Here is an 18,989-nt window from a genome sequence, read left to right on the forward strand (position 1 = left end):
TCGGGGTCTTTCAACTGTCACGATAGTGCCTAAGCTACGCGGCGTGGACTGCAGGCACCTACCGAGCACCTGGCGGGGAGACTATCATCCGCGCCTGCGGCTGACAATCTGGCTGGTGGAGGGCGCCAGTCCGCTCGTAGAGGTGGGATCGACCAGCAAGCCCAGGCTCATCAAGCGCAATCGTACCGCAGTCCTGGACACATTGAAGTGTTTGCTCAAATCATCTGACACGTACTGAACGAGCTGATAGTTCACGGGCTGGGTATCCAGGTACAGGAACCCGTGTCCGCGGTTGCGAATGTTGTGAATCACCGCAAGGCGCGCGAGTCTTTCTAAAAAAGCCTGCTTTGGCATGAGCAAGTAGGCGGCGAAAGCGTTGAAGCTCTCTCGGTATCGGGAGAAGTACTTCTTCTTACGATAGATCGTGCTGAACTCAGGGGTGAGGAGAAGTCTGCCGGCAGCTAGCTCACCTGACAGGTAATCGAACACCTTCTGCTCAAAGAGCTCTCCCTTGGCATAGTGCTCAATTTTGGACTTTCCGTTTCTGGGGGGCGTCATTCCGTTTACAGGCCTGCTCCAACGCATTGGCTTGAGCACAATAGCCTAAAAGCCATGCCCCGCATGATTGGGACTTTCAACAGCAGCACGCGAGTTCGGGATGGAATGCAGATCCCTAGAAGTGGCTCGTCGAAAGCCACCGCCTGGGTTCGGTCACGGCGTTATCGAAGGGATGACAGACCGGAACCGTTCGATGGCCTGCGTGCTGCAGGGCTGCATAGAGGAGGGGGGGACACATGATGTCCTCGCCTGACTTTCTTAGATGGCACTCTGGTATCATCTTTCGGTTGGCAAATTTGTATCACTTGCTACATCGGGAGGCTTTTGTGCAGGTTATGGATGACACAGAATCAAATACGGTTCACGACGCGTCGCCAGCCGCCCTGGGATTTTACTTTCAGAGTCAGTTTGCATTGCTGACGCTAATGTCGCAGACCGCTGACGACGCCGCTGTGGCCGTTGAGAGACTGGACGATGTGGAGCTCAAGGCCAACGGGCAGAAGTTGCTCTTCCAGCTCAAGCATTCCGTCCAGGACAATCCTCCGGCTGTCACTCTGGCATCCGTAGCGCTGTGGAAGACAATCAGGGTATGGATCGACGCCTTGCCTCTGGTTTCGCTCGCCGACACGACTTTCCATCTCGTTTCGGTGGGGAAGGTGCCGGATAACTCACCACTGCTGGCGCTGTGCGACAAGCAAGCTGATCGTGAGGCGCTGCTCAAGTCGATGGTTGAGGAGGCTGCCAGGGTAGTGGACGAGCGTGCTAGTGCAAAAGCTGCTGGTGACAAACCTCCTCATGGGCCACGTGCCGGTGGCTGTGAAGCGTTTCTTGCTCTCGATGCTTCGGTCAGATTGAGTCTACTTCGGCGAATTCATATTCAGCAGGACAGCGTCACCATCGGGCAAATCCCTGACGTAGTTTCTAAAAGATTGCACATCCTCCCCAAGGAGCAACGACTAAAGGCCGCCGAACGTTTGCTTGCATGGTGGGATCAGCAAGTCATCTACACCCTTTGCGGTAAGCGTGAGCGGGTCATCCAGCGCAGCGAGATGGAGCATTGTATTTCCTCAATCATTGTCCAGTTGGAAGAGGACAAACTTGTAGCCGAGTTCGATCTGATCAACCACCCCGAGGACTATGAAGCTGATGGCATGCTGTACCGCCAGATTGCTTTGGTCGATGGTAAGGGATCGGACGTCTCCAAGGCCGTTCGCGAGCAATGGCGAGCGAAGGAGCAGCGATCAAAATGGATCGTCGATAATCCGCAAATGCGCTCAAAGATTGCAGGTTACGACGCCAAGCTCACCGAGTACTGGTCAGATCGGCATGTCCAGATGGCCGAGGACTGCGAGGAACTCGACGCCTCTCAAGTGCGAGCCAAGGGGTTGGAGCTTCTGCGCTGGACTCACGAACTTGCCCCGAATCAAGTTGAGCCCATTGCCCCTAGTTGGCAAGGACACTACTACGTTCGAGGCACTTTTCAGGTACTGGCCATCGACCTTCAGGTTGGATGGCACGCGGACTACCGAAAACTTCTCAAGGACTAGAGCATGGTCATTGCCCATGACATTTTTGCCGAAACCAATCCGGCTTATTGCGCTGCGCTATTGGCTACGTTTGTGGGTGCCTATCGTTCCCAATGCGACACCGATCCGGAAATCGCTTTGTGTTACGTAGTCCTGCCTCTAGCGTTGTCTGGTGATCTCGCAACCACGTTCGACCGCACCAATCGCCGGACAGGCCTACTGGAATGGCTTCATCGTAGTCCAGTCATTCAGCTCCGGCTCGCTGGTCGCGTGAATGGCTCATTGGACATCGTGACAGAGGCCATCCGGTTTGCCTGCTTCAGCCACCTCCTCGTGATCAATGCCGAAGGCCGATTAGTCCCTGGTGTCTCTAGCGTGCCGAAAGGCCTCACGAAACAGCTTGGCGAAAACACCCAGCAAACCTTCAAACACATTGAGCGCCTGGGCTGCTGGCTGGCCTTGGCAGGCTCGACAAGGACGGTATTCGACATGATGGGGCTGGAGTTATGAGCCGTTGGAACATTTCAGACATCTTCTTTATTGGGGAAGGTGGGCGTGTTCGCATCCTCAACCTGAAGCTTGGAGAGGTTAATATTTTCACCGGGGCATCCGGTACAGGTAAGTCGACGTTGATTAAGGCTATCGACTATTGCCTTGGCTCCAGCAAATGTGAGCTCGCAGCTCATGTGAAGCGTCACAGCCTTGCGGTGGGTGTGAAGTGGGTACTGGGTGAGGCTCAGATAATCACAGGTCGGCTCATTCCGCCCGTGGGTAAAGGAACCAGTACGCGGATGTTCGTCAGTAACGGGCGTAATCTCCCCATTCCGAACGCCGTAGAACAGTTCGAAGGCGCCACAACACTAGATGCAGGTAAGTCTTATATCGAGCGCGCGTTCGGCATAGGCGGTGTACCTGATGTCTCCGATGACAAGACCTTCCGAAAATGGCGTCCAACGGTGCGCCATGCGACGGCCTACATGTTCGTCCCAAAAGATGTGATCTATAACGAAACGGCGCTTCTTCACGGGCTTGATCAGGCTGATGAGGCACCGGCCATCATCGAAACGATGCCATATTTCCTGGGCGTTGTGACGGAAGACAATGTGCTTCAGGAGCGGCGACTGCGCGATCTTCGCAAGAAGCTTGAGCGCGAGGAGCGGCAATTGCGTACTCGCCTGGCTGCGGGCAGTGATTACAAGAAGCACGCGATGCGGTTGCTCCTGGACGCGCACCGCAGCGGGCTGTGCAACCTCCCTTCAGACGAAGCCTCCGAAAGTGAGTTGCAGGGCGCCCTGGTTCAAGTCAAGCGGTTCAAGCCGAGCGTTGATACGAATCCTAATGAGAGTGAGCTGGCCAATCTTTATGCGCAGCGGCGTAGCCTGCTCAGCGACATCGAAAAAGTTCGACGTAAGTCTCGCGCAACTCGAACTGCACTGCAGGAGATGGTGGGTTTTGAGGGTGCAGTACTGCGTCAGTACGACAAGCTTAAAATCGCTGAGCACCTTCAGGTAGTGGGCCAGGTATGCCCTATATGCGAGACTCCGAGTGAGCGCGGCGTCTCGATATCTGAGGCTATCCGACACTCAATGGATATCGTTAGATCGGAGAGCGTCGCGGTCGAAAATGTCCGACCTCGCCTGGTAGAGCATGAGGATTCTTTGCAACTGGAGCTTGCCAGGCTCAATCTCACGCTCAAAGACGTTGATGAGCGCCTCAAGACTTGGATTCGGCAGAGCGACGAAGTAAAGCGATTGGATAGTCTGGCCCAGTACCAGGCCCATTTGCTTGGCAAGGTATCTCAGTTCTTGGAAATGAATCCGACAACTCCACCGTCTGGCCCTGACCTCAATGTATTGCGAGAACAAATCCAAGGATTGGAGGGACTCGTTGATAGAGGTGCCAAACAGGTACTGCTCTCCCGTGCTGAGCGCAAAGTATCCCGGTTCCTGTCAGAGGCATTTGCCCAGTTACCAACGGGCGGTGTTTGCGTTGGCGCTGAGTTGGAGTTCTCTTCCAAGCCCCCGGATGTCGCGATTATCGAAGCACACTCCCAAGCGGTATTACGGTTGCCAGATGCGGGGTCAGATGAGAATTACCTGGCCATCCATATCGCGCTGTCCTTTGCGCTACAAAAGTACCTTGGAGAGATCAATGCGCCGGTTCCTGCGTTCTTGGCATTTGACCAAATTAGCCGCCCCTACTATCCACAGCGTGGCGAAGATGAGTCGACCATCGGTGAGAACGAAGAAGTCTTGGCCATGCGTCGGCACCTGGACTTCCTGTTCAATGAGACCGCTGCACAGAAGGGTTTACAGGTGCTGCTGATTGAGCACGCCTTCTTTGGGGATGATCAACGATATGTCGCCGCCACGCGTAAGCGTTGGCATAAGCTTTCAGAGGATGCACTCATCCCGTTCGACTGGCCGAGGAGGAGTGACTCGCAATAGGTCGGGGAGGGTGGAGGGACTTGGGTCTTGGAAGTGAAAAGCTCTTTGTGTCGCAAGGGGCTTGCAGTCTGCTGAGATCGCTTCAGGGAAAGTGGCTTGATACTCTTATGAAATGAGCACTCAGGTATGAGGTTGACCAGGCCAGAGATCATGGATCTTCTTCTGGGCGCAACCCCACCGTGATTGACGTCTGGCCAGGCTTACACGGTGATGGCGAATTTGATGGTGCGGAGGGGTTGTGCAAAATTTCGATCTTGTGTGGCAAAAAGCTGAAGCGGTGTTCGACGACAAAGCCAGAGCAGCTGTGTGGCTGTCGACGCCGAGGCACCTCTTCGATGGGATGATACCGCTGGAGTTCGTGAAAGATCAGGAAAGCTTAGATCGGGTTATTGAGGTGCTGACGCAGATCGATCATGGATATGCCGGCTGATAAATAACAAGCTAGGGTTCGAGCCAAGGAATCCTTGGCCTGGTGGTGGGGCGCCGATTCTTTCTGCGGGTGGCTGTGCCCTGTGATGCGATTCAATTTGCCTTCTCAGAAAAAGCAAACGGTGTGATGTCCCTGTCATCGATCGCCTCAAGCTTGAAGTAACATCCATTGGCCTTTAACGCATGGATGATGTGACATTCGGCATAAGCGGTGCTGTAAAAGGTGTTCGAGCCTTGGATGTTGAATACAAATTTTCCTGCGTAGCTCCGTTCATAGTTCAGGTTCTCCAAGGCTCCCGCCGCCTCACCATTTGCCTCGGCTATTGCGATCACTAATTGCCGTAGAGTCGATTGATCCGCTTCTGTCATCTCAGCAGAAAATTTGACCTGGCGCTGGCTACGGAAACCTCCGCCACCACTAGCTGAGCCGATGCGGTTAAATGTGATGTGAGCGAGCCGGACTACTTCCATAATGTGAGCCTTTTATGTGGGTCGTACGCTTTGGTAGCGGGATAAGCGAGACCAGTGCACCGTGCTCTGGCGAATTCGTGACTCAACGATTGCGTTGGAGCGGTGCGATCAGAAGGCTCCAAAGAGTTTCGGCACCACCTTCTTGAGAAAGCTTTTGGTCTTGCCGAGTATGAAACGACATACCGAATGTCTTCAGGTATAGGGATTGATCGTCCGTATCAACCGTTAGCGCCTCGTTGTACGAGCCTCCGCCAAACGAATCCCCATGGCTGTAGTAGATCCCCGCGCCTAGCTGGCCACCGGTGAACACAGTTGCCTTCGCAACGTCGTGACCATCCTTGTAGATACTCGCAGCAAAGCGATTTGCATCTACACGGCGGAAGACCCCTTCATACCCTGCGTTCCGTACTTGGAGCTCCGTCAGTGAGTTCTCAAAGTATCGGGAGATGTACTCGAAGCTGTCGAGCAAGAAGCGGTCTTTGTCCAGCTGGGTATAGCTCTTAGCCATCCGGAGGTTGCTTGACCTAGGGCCAGGCGGTGTCGAAGGGAAGGGCGCTGCACCTACAGAAAAATCGTCGCGGTCAGATCGCGCTGATATAGCCGTTGGGCTGACGCTGCATCGCTCAGCGGCCTTCCGCACCTCCTTTGCTACTTGCAGGAATGCTTCGTCCTGATTAGGCCAAAGTGTCACTGGCTTGCCGTCTCGAGGCGTGCCAAGCAGCTTGCCGAAGGGAGCGTGGTGCCAATCGCACGGGCGAAGAATCACAGGAATGACGATCGCTTCCTTAGCAGCATGGCGCTCCATCGCGCGGGCCATCTCGATGTTGTAGCAGTAGTCTGAGGCGATGAAATCAGGGCTAACCAGCAACAAAATGATTTCGTCACTGTTGATGTGATCGTCAATGGCTGCATCGATCTCTTGACCGGCGCCAATTCTGCGGTCGTGCCAGGTCTCAATGACCCGCTGGCGCTTGAGCATCGAAAGCTGCTTTTCCAGCTGGTCGCGCAGCGCCTCGTCTGCATGGCAGTAAGAGAAAAACACGTTCGGCAAAATGGTTACTCCCATTCATTGGCTGCTTTCCGATCATATGGTCAGCTCAGAGAAGAAGTACAGGCCTGGGCTTTGCTGGAACATTTATTCGAGGCACCATCCCGCCAACCGCAGAACCACGGGGTAGGCGACGGAGCAGTTGTTATGATCAGAATGCAGCGGGCTGTAAATGTGGGACGAGAGCGCCGTTAGCCACCGAAGCCTTCAACGCTTTGGGCTCTGGCAACGTCATCTGCTGACCAGGTCGCGATTTCTTCTTTGAAGATCTCGAGCGACGTAAACGGCATCGTCGACACCGCGTTGATCATTCCCACGCGCCGATTCTCCCACCTGTCTTGGTCATCGAGTTTCAGAAAATAGCTGTCGGCGAACTCGGAAAAAATGAGTTCGGCGGTCTCGTTGAGTTCCAGCTTACTGCGTATGAGCGTGAGAGGGTAGCCGGGCCCCTTAACCAAGCTGATGGTTTGGATATACTTCTTGGGGCAAAGGGGTAGCTCATTTCTGGAGTCTGGCATTCACGGCTTCCTTCAGGCGTTAGAGCGGTGATTCTAGCCATTACGAGGCACAAAGGCACTGTTGAGGTTGTGCTAGGGCGGGGATTACCAAACTGTATTTGAGAAAGGCCAGCGATCCGTTCCCGTTGCAGGTATGCGCAGTGTAAGCGTCCGGCGAATTCATCTACCGATGATTATTGCATTCCCCTGATAATGCTCCAGGCTACCACCTTGCTGGCAAACAATGCCAGTCAGCTTATTTAAGGCGGTGGCAGCGGTTACGTTCATTCGCCAAGCCGACGCCGATTCACTCGCCAAGCTGGATGATTTGGATGATGTGTTCGAGTATTCAGTCTTCCGGGCTTTGGCGAACGCATCGCTCACCACAGGTGCCTTGTTCCAATTGGTTGCCGACTCCCAAGTGGGTGAGTCGGTTGCCGGATATTTGGCTTACCTCATTCAGGGGCGGCGAATTGGGCCTCTGAACTGTGATTGGGTCACGACAAAGTTCAGTGTGCTTGCACAGTCGCTTGCGGGCGTGGGTTTAGCTGAGGCCGATGTCGCGGCTTGGCTCACGAGGTGGGATAGTCATATTGAAAAAGCCTGCAAGGATGCTCTCAAGGCGGACGTTCAACTGATCAATGTCATCATAGCGTCGGACGAGAAAGTGTTGCCCAACACTCGGAAGGGGCTTCTCAAGCAACTCACGAGCGAAGAGCGTACTCGTGATGAATGGGTACAGATGATCTCGGCAGGAGCGAAACAGCATCAGGCAATCGTGAGTGCGATAGTGCAGAAGGGTATTTCCATACCGACGATCGCGGCTGTCGGGGATGCCTTAGGCTGCTTTCGACCCCAAACGGACACTGATCCAAAGCGCTGTTGTCAGTGCCGGCGATGGGCCGCGAAGCAGCTCCAGCTATAATAGATCTCCGCAATTGATCGCTTCCCCCGGCGGCGCCCAAGCCGCCTGGCATTCCCAAACCAGAGAAACTCAGTGTGCCGGACAAGTTGATTGATCCCCATCCGCTGGTGCGTAAATGGCTCCAGGCTGTGAGGGCTGCGAAGGACGTTGAAGGATGGGTAGAGCTACGTCGCGAGCGGGTGCTGTATACCCGTATTTCGCGTGACATGGTCGATCGCGCCGCATTGCTTCTGGACGCCGACCGTAACGCCTCGGAAGATGCTGAGCCCCTTGTTTACTAAGCGGCAGGCTATCCCCCTTGACCCTGTTCAATCTGAAACCCACACACTACGCTGGTCGTCCAAGCTGACCACCACATACTTTAATCGAAGTGCTGATGTTGGCCTGCAAAAGTATGGCGGGCATCGGAACGACGCCGATGCGGATAACTACCACGGATCGGAAGATGCCCTAGGCCAGAGCAACGTTGATACGACGGTCAAAGGAACTACATTCGCCCTTGACCTAACTTTGAGCGGCTCGCAGCTTATTCAATCCTGATAGTCCACCTTACTTACCAAGCTTGCGTTAGGCCATAGTCCTATGGCCGAGCTAAAGGATTGACTACGCTCTCCAAAATTGCTGGATGATTCTCAGCGAGCCGAATAAACATTTGTACTGCGGCTTCGTATTTCTTTCTTTTATAGTCACATAAGAATCTCTGCCGGTTTTCGTTATCCTGTTGTTTCATTATTTCTTTGCCCACATGAAAGCACTCTCCGCCGCAAAGAGACCTTGCCCAGCAATCGGTACAATGCTTGGTTTTGCCAGGACTCCTAATTTCATGAATTAAATTTGAGGTGGCTGGGTTGTTGATGTCGTTAGCGGATAGTTCATACTCTTCGTTCCCTAGATAACGATGGCAGGCTTGCATTTTTCCATAGGTGTCGAAAGCGACATGGTTTCTAGTTGCTCCACATATTACGTCTTTAACGCGGCCATAGTAGAGGTTGGATATAACCTCAGTGAACCATGCGTGGCGCACAATTTTTCCTGTGATAAAGTCGGTTTCAATTTCTGCGGCTAAAGAATCTATCTCGGAAAAAAGCTCCTGTTGTATTGAGCTATCCACCCTGCCAGATTCAAACTCGTGAGAACCAGTTGAGATGTCGTTGAAGCCAGTGTCTCGCAAGAATTTATATGTTGCTAGTAATCGGCCAGGCTCCAGTTTGTAAGTGGCACGAGCGGCGCGAATGTTGTGTGGATAATATTTGAAGAAGGCGTCGATTCCGGCCATGACCGCGCCGGAACTTCCATTGCCGCTTAACAGTTTTCTAGTTTGATCATGCCAGATAGGCGGGCCATCCAAGCTGATGGAAACTCGGATGTCGTTACGGAGTATTGACTTGGCGACGGTTTTTTTTCCAAGACTCAGTCCATTGGTTGTAACCAGCAGCGTAAGCTCCTTATCGTGCTCCCTAGCTTTATTTCTGGCAAATCTAGCTAGCTTGTCAAGAAGTCGCGGATAGAGGAAAGGTTCGCCTCCAATAAAAGCAAGGTTAACTTTTTTGTTTACATTCATCTCGCCTAACGTAGCAATAATCTTTGAAATCGCAGGTTTCTCTAATTGAGGCGTGGAACGAATTTTTTCTTCAGCTCCCTCCTGAAAATTGTAACAATAGGTGCATCTTAGATTGCAACCTAAAGTTGGGCTTATCGCGAGGTAAGCGATTGGTAATTTGGCGTCTTCAAGGCGAATTCTGTTGATTCCTTCAAGAGCAATTAACTGCTTTACACTATCCATGTCGGATTTGCTTAAATCTGATGGAAAATTAACTAGGTTTGAACTTATTCTGAAAAGTAATTTGCTTGCATTTGAGTTTGGATCTAGTATGCTATTGGTCGGCGAGTGGTATATGTAATGTTTTTTGTCTCTATTTATTACTAGGATGTTGTTGGGGTTTGTAATGCTTTTCCAAGCATCATCTATTAACGCAGTTTGACCATTTATTGGTCTATCCATGGTTGGCTCCGGGAACTATGTTCTACGTTGGGCATAGCCCGTCTTCAACACCGCGCTCACCGCTAGGGCCACATCCACACGCGATTACGAGTTTAAGTTTTTCAATATCTAACTTGGCCCCGATTCTTTGAAAAGCCTCAAGGGCCGCCATTTTTTCCTCTTCTGTTGTCATTGATGCAAGCTTTTTCAAAGCCAACTTTAATTCGGTTTCTGTCTCGTTATTAGAGCTCATGCTTGCAACTCCTAGAGTGAGTGATAGCCATAGTTTTGACGTGGCTATCAATCTGTCAAAGAAAGAGATGTGTTTTTTGATGCCACTCGTCGGGAATAACACTTATCTATCGGTGGTTAGAATTGTCGGAGATAACTCTTACGCTCCCCCCGTGGAAAAGTTATTACGGTGTGCTGTTGAGTCGGCAAATTGGGTCGTACTGAAAGAGGTAATATAGTGGTCTAATGAAATCGGACACCCATTTAGGCGAGAATACTCGCCAGATAGAGGTGTCTGATGACCAAACAACGTCGTTCATTTTTCCGCTGAATTCAAATGCGAGGCCGCAGGCCTCGTGCTTGCTCCGAACGTTGAGCGGATGGTTTTGCGTAGTCGCGTGAACGAGCTGTTCTCCCAAAGCCGCAGCGCAGCGGGCAGCCGAAGCATCATGTTCATGATGCGAGAGGACGGCATAGAGATTGGGCGATTCAAGGTACGCAAGCTGATGAGCGAGATGAAACTGGTCAGCAAGCAGCCCGGCTCACATGCCTATAAAAAGGCGACAGTGGAACGGCCAGATATCCCGAACGTGCTGGATCGGGAGTTCACTGTAGAGAAACCGAATAAGGTCTGGTGCGGTGACATCACCTATATCTGGGCTCAAGGCCGCTGGCACTATGTGGCGATTGTGATCGAGCAGTTCAACCCGCACGACGCTTCGCTCGCCCAAATGTAAAACATCCTTCTGATTGAACTTAAGAAAGGTGGGTTCAAACTCAATCGTAAAGAAGTCAACCAGGCCGACGAGTACGTCCAGGACATCGCGAGCTCAGGGTATGTAAATGGTTCGCCTTTCATAACGGCATGGGTAGTGGGGCAGTCGATTGCGGCAGGAGTGGCCACCACGAAGACCGTTGGCGATGAGCACCATAAGTATGGGCAGGTGCGCGCCACCACCTACGGCACCTTGGTCGGCACGGCCAATTTACGTCTGATGCGTCTGCGGGAGACCTTGGAAGATCGATATGGCAACCTCAAGACCGGCGCGATTCTTCACAAGGTTCTCGCGACTCAAGAGCAGACGAGCTTTGACTTGGGTGCGGTGCCGGAATCTGGAGCCAAGGACGAAGCCTCCGTGACAGAGGTGGTCTGATCTACTTCACCATTACCTCTAGCGCTTCGTCGCGGAACACGATATGTGCATTGTGCAAATTCTGCACATTGCATCAGCCTGAGTGCGGTGCTGCTCGCATATGGGCCTGAGCAAAGCTCGGTGTGCTGGTAAGATCCGCTGCCTAGCGCGGGTACAGTTGTCCCCTGACATCCAAGACATCGGAAAAAAGGCTGGTAGAGAGTGGGTTCTCAAGAACAGATCAATGGCGTGAAATCAAAAAATGTTGCTCCCTCAGGGCCAGATCGTGCGGACGGTTGGGTAGGCGGGATCGTTCAAATACTGGCGGGACTCATGCTCAAGGCAGTTCGCGCTCATGACCGAGTTTCCTGGAACGCAGGCCATGCTCACGGCGTGAACGAGGCCAAGCTTGTTCTTAAATTTCCGCCTGCTGAAGTGGCTACGCCCGGGCTCGACACAAACCTTTTTGAGAATTTTGTCTTCCCCATATCGAAGACGTTAGCCAACACGATCAAAGCTGACGTCGAGAAATTATTGCCTGAACACCAGCAACCAACGCCAGTTCAATGGGACATGATTTTATCGACTGCCCCATCAACATGTATCGTAGCAGGAGCGGGAAGTGGAAAATCGACGACCATGGTGTTACGCCTTCTCGTCATCCATCATTACTTGGGCGTACCGCTGCAAAAGATTACTGTTGTCACTTTCACTAGGGATTCCAGATTTGACTTCATAAAAAAGCTTCAAAAAGTTTTCTCCGAATGGGAAATTAAAGTATCACAAGAGGAGGGCATGGCACTCGTCAGAACATTTCACTCGCGAATTTTGGACTTCTTTAAATGGTCGCCGACTTTTGTGGGCGTTAAGCCCTTTGAGTTTTTGTCTGAAAAAGCAGGCGGAGATGACGATGAAGAGCCTGAAAATCTGCTGAACGTCAAGCTGCATGCACGGCAACTGGCGCTGATGAACCAATGCTTCGCAAAACTTTATGAAAGCAATAGACAATTTCGCGATCTGATTATCGAACTAGCGACCCACCAAATCTCAATCGGGGACGAACTAAATCCTAATGATCCTGAGCATCAAAAAAGGATCTCCTCGATACGCCATATATCAAAACGCGATGAAGAGGTCTGCAATATTGTAGGTGGATTGTGGCGGAAGTCAGGTAGCTGGCCCATACCAGGTGTCGACGCTAGCCTTACTGAGGTTAGCTTGGGTGGACATAGGTTTTATGCCGATGGTTACATTAAGGAGCTCGATACATATGTCGTACTGGGCTTGGATGCGCGGGAACATTCCAAAGAAATAAAGCTTGAATCGGAAGATCGCCCTTTATCCCAAGCTGCGAGCCTAAGGAAAATATTTTTCCAACTCTACTTTAAGGGCAAAGTGCTTTATCTGACAAACTATGAGCAGAGCAAAGCCACCTTAGAGGTGTTGCTTGGCAGAGTCTCATCCGGCCCTGGCTTTAGCTATAAAGTTAAAGGAGAGATAAGTGCGTCTCCGTTGATGCAGGCATTTCACTCCACTGCGTCGTTCCTGGAAAACCTAGGCTTGGACGTGCCTGGCTCAGTGACGAAAATGCAATTCAGCTCGACTGACGTGGATAAGAAATTTTTCATGGCCCTGGCTATTTACTGGCCAGAATTCGAGCGCTTTTTGAGTGTTCAAACTCCTAAGAGCATGACTTTCAATAGCATGTTCGCGTTGTTCGGCAGGGCTAGTGAGGAAAATTTCAGCAAGGTACCTCTCAATGCTCTGATGGCTCAAACGGTGACATTGGTAGATGAGTTCCAGGATTGTGGGGCGAACACTATCTCATGGTTGCAAGGGGTCTTCAGTGAGTTGAGAAAGCGTCGAGCAGCGCTTCACACATCCTATGGGAAAGTCTTTCCCTCACTCATGGCTGTAGGAGATGACTGGCAGAGTATCTATGGCTGGAGAGGCAGCTCCCCCAAGTTTTTCCAAAAATTTGAGAAGTATTTTCCATCTCCGAGAACGCGGCATCTACTGCTTAAGGATAATTTTCGATCCCAACAAATGATCATCGATGCAGCCGAGAGCATTGTCAAAACGGCGAGGACGTCTCCAGAAGCTCCAAAAGATAAAACGGGCATCGCTGCACATCCAGTTATAAAAAACGTTCTAAACCCCGTACAGCTATGGAAGCGAGACGATGATCGCCTGTTGGAATTGGTCGAACGTCACTACAATCAAGGGCACGAGATCATGGTGCTGACGCGCTCCAGAAGCACTAAGAGTGCGCTCACCACAAAACTCAACGGCATTCTCAACAAAGCGAAACGAGACAAAAAGCCTGACAACATACGCCTTATGACCTACCACGGATCCAAAGGATTAGAAGCGGATGTGGTTTTTCTAGTCGGCGATTGTGAACAGCTCACGCTGTCAGACTATCGTAACCAAGCCTACGTGCAGGCGGATCTGTCTATGAACGGGGAAGCGCTCGCATACGATGACGCTCAAGGCGACGAAGTCATGCGCTTGGCATACGTAGCAATCACTCGTGCCAAACTCTACTGTTATTGGTTTATGGAAGAAAACGCTACTGGGGGGAACGGCTTACCAAAAGCCTCTGAGCGCGTTGATACTTCACACCCATTTTTTGAAGATTTTCGCCAATAGGGCACTGTTAAAGTTTTTCTGTCGGTGATTCCGCACCCGAGCTTTCGCCCTAGCTGAGCAGCAAGAGGTGGCGCTGGACGCCCCATGCCTTACCTGTTGCTCGGCATTAGTGATTCCAGCTTGGCGGCTCAGAACGCCGTAGTCACTCTGAAATCTCCTCAGCAGTCATCTGCGGCTCTCAACCCCTGTCACGCATACCCACACCACGCACTGAAAGGCTTCGCTCCTGGTCATGCGAGTGGTAGTAAACGTTCTGAGTGGTGCTGAGGCTGCTATGGCGCAAGTCCATCTGCAAATCTTTTGGACTTCGCAGCGGGGCGTCAAACGTCGCAGAGGTGTGTCTGAGCCAGTGTGCAGAGGCCGCTCGCAGACTGTTCATCTCATGCTCTTCGCGCTGCTCATCGCGCATTCGAGCCAGAGCGTTATCGAATACTGATTGGAGGAGGGCGCGTACCTGTCGCCCCGACAACCCTGAACGACCTCGGATGGTCATGAGCAGGGGCGTCTGATCATTCCAACCAGGCAGTGCAGGCAGCCCAATAAACCGACGGTAGCGCGTCAGGTATTTAGAGATGTACTCGTCCCTGACGGCAACCTTCCCGGCTTTGTTGCCTTTGCCGATTACGTGATACCACCAGTTGCCCTCCGGATCTCGTCGGAAGTCTCCCATGACTGGGCTCCAGTTTGGTCTGCCGACGATGTCGGACACACGAAGGTACATCGCGAAAAGGGTCGCCACAATGAAAAGGGTGCGCTCATGCCGTTTGGGCTCCTCAAGCGCCATTTGCTCAGCAGTCTCCAGTACGTAGTCCCATTGCAGAGGAGTCAGAGCACGGCTTGTCCCTTCATCTTGAGGGGTGCCACGGCTGAGACTTTTCTTCTTGATCATCCTGAACGGGTTAGCTGCGACCGTACCGTCCTCGACCATGTACTCAAAGAAACGGCTGCAGATTGTGTAAATCTGGTTGAGGGTGCTGGGCGAGGCCTTGTATTGCATCGCGACATCTTGAGCCATGCCAAGCTCGGGATCCCGGGCGTAATTGTTTGGAGCCGCTTTCAGTTCGCCCGAAGAATCTTTCGCACGTTTCAGGCTGAATGGTCTCCATTTTGGGTTCGGGATGACCGGATCACCCCACGTCGACTCAGTATGGTCACTGGTGACGAAACGACCACGCACAATGGTGCCAATCCACTCAGCAGGCGGATTGCGACAAAACTCCAGGTAGTCTTCAGCATCTTGGCGCTTGAGCTGTGAGAACGGCGTTTTCTTTATGATGAGTGCCCACAAAAGCAAGCGCTCGACATGCGTCCTATATGAAGTAAATGTCAGGCTGTTGTCTGAAAACGCTCGAAGAAAATCTCGCGCGGCGAGGTAACCCTTATGGGCCTCAACTGAGGGTGGGAAGTTATCAATATAGTCACGAACACAAACCATACTGGAATAGCGCAAACTAAAGTCCGTATCAATGAAGATCTCGTAAGTCTCAAAAATAGGCATTGGTTGCGTAGACATTTTGGTGTATTACCGGGTGACTTGGCGGTGATAAGAGACTTCCAGTAATGGAAGTAATTGGAAGTCAGGGCAGGGTGGTTGTGTCTTTTTCTTCGAGGCGAGCACGTCCGTCTCCCTGGATGAATCACTCATACCTAGCCCTAACAATTTGATCGATGTCATCTAGGTTATACATACTAAGCTTGGCTTTGCAAGTATTGTTATGCAAATATTTGCTGACAGCCTAGAAAGTAAAGATGCTTTAGTTATATATTGAGAGTTTTGGCCGGAGCTGAATTAGAGACGGCTGGGCAGCCCCAAGCTGCGAGGGCTTCATGCTGGAACTGCCCATATTTTGAGAGGCGCCACTGCTGCTTTATATAGGCGGCAGGACTTCACGCAGGCCGTGACCTAGGGGGCACTTTTAAAAGATTCGGTTACTTTTAAAAGTTGGAAGTTGTATCGCCACTAAATTCGGGGGTACGGCAGTGAATCACCATGTTTTGCGGGATTGATCATTTTTAAAAGTTTCGGTCATTTTTAAAAATTAATACTTTCAGTGCGCACGCATGCCTCTTGGGCACAACCAGTTGTCAGTCCATAAAAAAGACTCTTGAAATCTAAAGTAGTTGGTGTTTTATAATGAAGCTTCTTCGAAGCTTCAGTCTTGAAGCCACTTTTAGTTAGTCTGCCCCCGCGTATTTAACGCTGTTCTATGCACTTCAATCTCCTATGAACTGACATATTGATCGCTCGCTCCAACGCCTATCCACGCTACGTACGCCGACGGTGTTAGTACTCAACCAGGCTTTGCCTTCACGGCACAGGCAAGGTTTAGATCACCTTGGTGTGGCTTCTTGATATTCGGTCTTTGTGGATCATCGCACTGCCGGATGAGACTGGAACGATCTGACGCTGAACGATTATTGGAGCTATGCGTAAGTGTTTCGAGCGCTTCAGGGCTCAGAAAATCGCAAACCACCATATTCATTGGGCTACGGGCGTGGTCATTTTTAAAGGATTCAACCATTTTTAAAAAATGGTCTCGCATCCTGAGGCTTTGTTGCACTGAACGAAACCGTTCGAAATGGGCGCTTATCAGGACGCATGGAGGCCTTCTGAAGCCGCATACAGCGTTTCGAGCCTACATAAAATGGCCAAACCATGGGTTATGACCTATGCCGCCAAAATTAAAAAACGCTGAAATGGAGATTTATGAGGGTGTTGATTGCTCGGAAAGGCCCGGCCAGCAAGGCTTTTAGGGTGGAAACGCTGGGCGCCACCCAAAGCGTCATTTTTAAGGGAAGGCCACACCGGGGTTAGCCAGGCTGGTTTTTTCTCCTGTGTGATGTCCATGCAAACCAGCAGGCCGGAGCTTCAAATCCGGCCTGCACTGACCTTGGTGGCGCACTGTATAATTACGCATAATGTATATTATGTTAAATCATGGATGCACGACACGCCGATCGCTATCTGAACCGGCTTGCTCATAATTGGAATCCACAGACGCCACACCTACCACACTACAAAACCATCAACGCTCACAAAGATCAGCCGTTCCGATCCCTGCCCTCACGCTCTCTGTATTCACGAGGTGAACACATCATGAGGCGCTTGAAGGCGTGGCTGAAAGCACTGTCGGAGTCATACCCAAGCTTCTGCGCGATCGACGAGATGGTGCCCTGGTTGGTTTTCAACAGTCTCTTGGCCAGTTGCATGCGCCAACGCGAGACATATTCCAGCGGTGTGAAACCAGCCTTTTGCTTGAACCGCAAGGCAAAGGTCGAGCGGGAAACACCGGCAATTTGGGCGAGGCTCTCCACTGTCCAGGCGCGTGCGGGGTCGGCGTGGATGGCCTGAATGGTCAGCCTGATGCGCGGGTCGGATATCGCCAGCAACCAACTGGGTGAGCCATGACCTTCTTGGGTCAAGTAGATACGTAGCACCTGCACCAGCATGATGTGGCCCAGGTGCTGAGCAACAATCGAATGGCCCAGAGACGGATTCGTGAGCTCATGGGCGATCCGTTGCAGGGCCCAGTTCAACACGGACGCTTGGTCCGAACCGCTTCTGATGACGGCGACCGGTGGCAATCCGCTAAAAAGAAGCTGGGCCTCATCACCAAAGTCAAAACGCCCCCCAATCAGGAAAAATGTGTCAGCGGTGCCGCAACGCGCGATGCCGTGCGTGGCCTGCTGGTAAATCGTATCCGAATGGATCGCGGGCAATGCCATGTCGCTGAGCAGTGAAAACGCCCGCTTGCGTGACAAGAGAAAGCAATCACCGACGTTCAACTGGATCGGTTGCTCCACGCCCTCCACCTTCAGCCAGCATGCGCCCTCCAGGATGGCATTGAACTTGATGCCGTCGGGGGCCGGGAAGTCGATGGCCCAGTCTCCGCCTGCCATGAGGCCCGCAAAGGAGGAACTATGGGTGTTGAGAACGGATAAGGCTTCAGACAAAGGATCCATAAGGACTGGACGATCTCGACAGACAATTGGACGTTGTTGCATTCACAGTCCCAATTCTAGCCTGGACAATGCTGGCCGAGGGATTTGCCCTCCTTCCCGTCATATCGCGAGGACACGCCATGGCCAGCCAACAGTCGCCCATCCAGTCAGGGTTCGGAGCGCAAACCACTGCACTTGAAGTACTCGAAGGGCTCGATCTCTCCCACGCTACCGCCATCGTGACCGGAGGGCATTCCGGCCTGGGACTGGAGACGACACGGGCGCTGACAGGTGCGGGGGCGCATGTCATTGTCGCGGCGCGCGATGTTGAGTCGGCACGAGTCAACACAAGCGGCCTTGCCAATGTGGAGATCCAGCGCCTGGATCTCTCCGAGCTGGCCAGCGTGCGTGACTTCACGCAGCGCTTTCTGGCCAGCGGCCGGCACCTCGACATCCTGATCGGTAGCGCGGGCATCATGGCGTGCCCGCAGACCCGTGTCGGGCCCGGCTGGGAGGCGCAGTTCGCGACCAACCATCTCGGACACCATGCCCTGGTGAACCTGCTATGGCCCGCGCTCAAGGGCGGCGCCCGGGTGGTCATGGTGTCATCGGCGGGTCACCACCAGTCCGGCATCCGCTGGGGCGATGTGCAATTCACGCACGGGTACGATAAGTGGCTGGCGTACGGGCAGTCGAAGACCGCCAACGCGTTGTTTGCGGTTCACCTTGATCGGCTGGGTCAAGGCGACGGCGTTCGGGCCTTTTCCCTCCACCCCGGAAAGATTCTCACCCCTCTGCAGCGCCACCTCACGCAAGATGAAATGATTGCCGCCGGCTGGTTGGATGGCAACGGCCAGCTTGCCGATCCGACGTTCAAGACCCCACAGCAAGGTGCCGCCACTCAAGTCTGGGCCGCGACATCGCCACGACTCAATGGCATGGGGGGCGTGTATTGCGAGGATTGCGAAATCGCTTCGCTGGACGCAAGCGAGCCACCCTCCTTCGTCGGTGTCCGGCCTCATGCTGCCGACCCTGATCAAGCAGAACGCCTGTGGGCGCTATCAGCGCAACTGACAGGGATTGATGCGTTTTAACGCAAGCCAGGTTAAGCCTGCGCCACGGAGGGACGGTGTCTTCGTCCCTCCTCGC

At 52.6% G+C, this 18,989-nt stretch carries 16 protein-coding genes and 1 pseudogene; 9 read left to right on the top strand and 8 right to left on the bottom strand.

The window, feature by feature from the left end; genetic code table 11:
- Positions 1 to 84: 84 nt before the first annotated feature.
- Positions 85 to 558, bottom strand: a complete 474-nt coding sequence (locus LXM55_RS03200) for an ImmA/IrrE family metallo-endopeptidase (RefSeq protein ID WP_233318496.1) — start codon at positions 556 to 558, stop codon at positions 85 to 87.
- A gap of 335 nt (positions 559 to 893) precedes the next feature.
- On the opposite strand from LXM55_RS03200, the gene LXM55_RS03205 reads away from it, so the two are divergent.
- The 4 genes from LXM55_RS03205 (at position 894) to LXM55_RS03220 (ending at position 4,961) form a co-directional block, all read left to right on the top strand.
- Complete coding sequence (locus LXM55_RS03205; RefSeq protein WP_233318497.1) at positions 894 to 2,105, top strand: ABC-three component system protein; 1,212 nt, start codon at positions 894 to 896, stop codon at positions 2,103 to 2,105.
- A 3-nt stretch (positions 2,106 to 2,108) separates the two neighbouring features.
- Positions 2,109 to 2,594, top strand: coding sequence for a three component ABC system middle component (locus LXM55_RS03210; RefSeq protein WP_233318498.1), 486 nt, complete (start codon positions 2,109 to 2,111; stop codon positions 2,592 to 2,594).
- Positions 2,591 to 4,531 carry a DUF3732 domain-containing protein gene (locus LXM55_RS03215; protein WP_233318500.1) on the top strand — a complete coding sequence of 647 codons (1,941 nt, stop codon included), beginning with the start codon at positions 2,591 to 2,593 and terminating at the stop codon, positions 4,529 to 4,531. The genes LXM55_RS03210 and LXM55_RS03215 overlap by 4 nt, the downstream gene beginning before the upstream one ends.
- A gap of 238 nt (positions 4,532 to 4,769) precedes the next feature.
- On the top strand, positions 4,770 to 4,961 hold the full coding sequence (locus tag LXM55_RS03220; protein ID WP_233318502.1) for an MbcA/ParS/Xre antitoxin family protein: 192 nt from the start codon (positions 4,770 to 4,772) through the stop codon (positions 4,959 to 4,961).
- Between the two features lie 92 nt (positions 4,962 to 5,053).
- Here the strand turns inward: LXM55_RS03220 and LXM55_RS03225 are convergent, their stop codons facing one another.
- The 3 genes from LXM55_RS03225 to LXM55_RS03235 all read right to left on the bottom strand — a co-directional run bounded on the left by LXM55_RS03225 (position 5,054) and on the right by LXM55_RS03235 (position 6,997).
- The gene (locus LXM55_RS03225; RefSeq protein WP_233318504.1) at positions 5,054 to 5,431 is read right to left on the bottom strand and encodes a hypothetical protein; all 378 of its coding nucleotides are present in this window, start codon (positions 5,429 to 5,431) and stop codon (positions 5,054 to 5,056) included.
- 82 nt (positions 5,432 to 5,513) lie between these two features.
- Positions 5,514 to 6,482: a toll/interleukin-1 receptor domain-containing protein gene (locus LXM55_RS03230; protein WP_442799734.1), complete on the bottom strand. Its 969-nt coding sequence runs from the start codon at positions 6,480 to 6,482 to the stop codon at positions 5,514 to 5,516.
- 188 nt (positions 6,483 to 6,670) lie between these two features.
- Positions 6,671 to 6,997, bottom strand: coding sequence for a hypothetical protein (locus tag LXM55_RS03235; RefSeq protein ID WP_233318508.1), 327 nt, complete (start codon positions 6,995 to 6,997; stop codon positions 6,671 to 6,673).
- Positions 6,998 to 7,220: 223 nt separating this feature from the next.
- Between LXM55_RS03235 and LXM55_RS03240 the strand changes: the two genes are divergently transcribed.
- On the top strand, positions 7,221 to 7,901 hold the full coding sequence (locus LXM55_RS03240) for a hypothetical protein (RefSeq protein WP_233318510.1): 681 nt from the start codon (positions 7,221 to 7,223) through the stop codon (positions 7,899 to 7,901).
- Between the two features lie 580 nt (positions 7,902 to 8,481).
- Here the strand turns inward: LXM55_RS03240 and LXM55_RS03245 are convergent.
- Complete coding sequence (locus LXM55_RS03245) at positions 8,482 to 9,903, bottom strand: radical SAM/SPASM domain-containing protein (RefSeq protein WP_233318512.1); 1,422 nt, start codon at positions 9,901 to 9,903, stop codon at positions 8,482 to 8,484.
- A gap of 22 nt (positions 9,904 to 9,925) precedes the next feature.
- A complete protein-coding gene (locus LXM55_RS03250; RefSeq protein ID WP_233318514.1) occupies positions 9,926 to 10,135 on the bottom strand; it encodes a hypothetical protein in 210 nt (69 codons plus the stop codon).
- Between the two features lie 346 nt (positions 10,136 to 10,481).
- Here LXM55_RS03250 and LXM55_RS32495 point away from each other — a divergent pair.
- The 3 genes and pseudogenes from LXM55_RS32495 to LXM55_RS03265 all read left to right on the top strand — a co-directional run.
- A pseudogene (locus LXM55_RS32495) lies at positions 10,482 to 10,811 on the top strand (IS3 family transposase); the annotation flags it as partial.
- A 198-nt stretch (positions 10,812 to 11,009) separates the two neighbouring features.
- A complete protein-coding gene (locus LXM55_RS32500; RefSeq protein ID WP_233318516.1) occupies positions 11,010 to 11,267 on the top strand; it encodes a hypothetical protein in 258 nt (85 codons plus the stop codon).
- 201 nt (positions 11,268 to 11,468) lie between these two features.
- On the top strand, positions 11,469 to 13,898 hold the full coding sequence (locus tag LXM55_RS03265) for a UvrD-helicase domain-containing protein (protein WP_233318517.1): 2,430 nt from the start codon (positions 11,469 to 11,471) through the stop codon (positions 13,896 to 13,898).
- Between the two features lie 178 nt (positions 13,899 to 14,076).
- On the opposite strand, the gene LXM55_RS03270 is transcribed toward LXM55_RS03265, so the two are convergent.
- Both LXM55_RS03270 and LXM55_RS03275 read right to left on the bottom strand, forming a co-directional pair.
- Complete coding sequence (locus LXM55_RS03270; RefSeq protein ID WP_233318519.1) at positions 14,077 to 15,411, bottom strand: tyrosine-type recombinase/integrase; 1,335 nt, start codon at positions 15,409 to 15,411, stop codon at positions 14,077 to 14,079.
- Positions 15,412 to 16,940: 1,529 nt separating this feature from the next.
- Positions 16,941 to 17,861, bottom strand: coding sequence for an AraC family transcriptional regulator (locus LXM55_RS03275; protein WP_233318521.1), 921 nt, complete (start codon positions 17,859 to 17,861; stop codon positions 16,941 to 16,943).
- Positions 17,862 to 17,980: 119 nt separating this feature from the next.
- On the opposite strand from LXM55_RS03275, the gene LXM55_RS03280 reads away from it, so the two are divergent.
- Positions 17,981 to 18,934, top strand: coding sequence for an SDR family NAD(P)-dependent oxidoreductase (locus LXM55_RS03280; RefSeq protein ID WP_233318523.1), 954 nt, complete (start codon positions 17,981 to 17,983; stop codon positions 18,932 to 18,934).
- Positions 18,935 to 18,989: the final 55 nt, after the last annotated feature.

It is taken from the genome of Pseudomonas sp. Au-Pse12, from assembly GCF_021341665.1.
Classification (GTDB): domain Bacteria; phylum Pseudomonadota; class Gammaproteobacteria; order Pseudomonadales; family Pseudomonadaceae; genus Aquipseudomonas.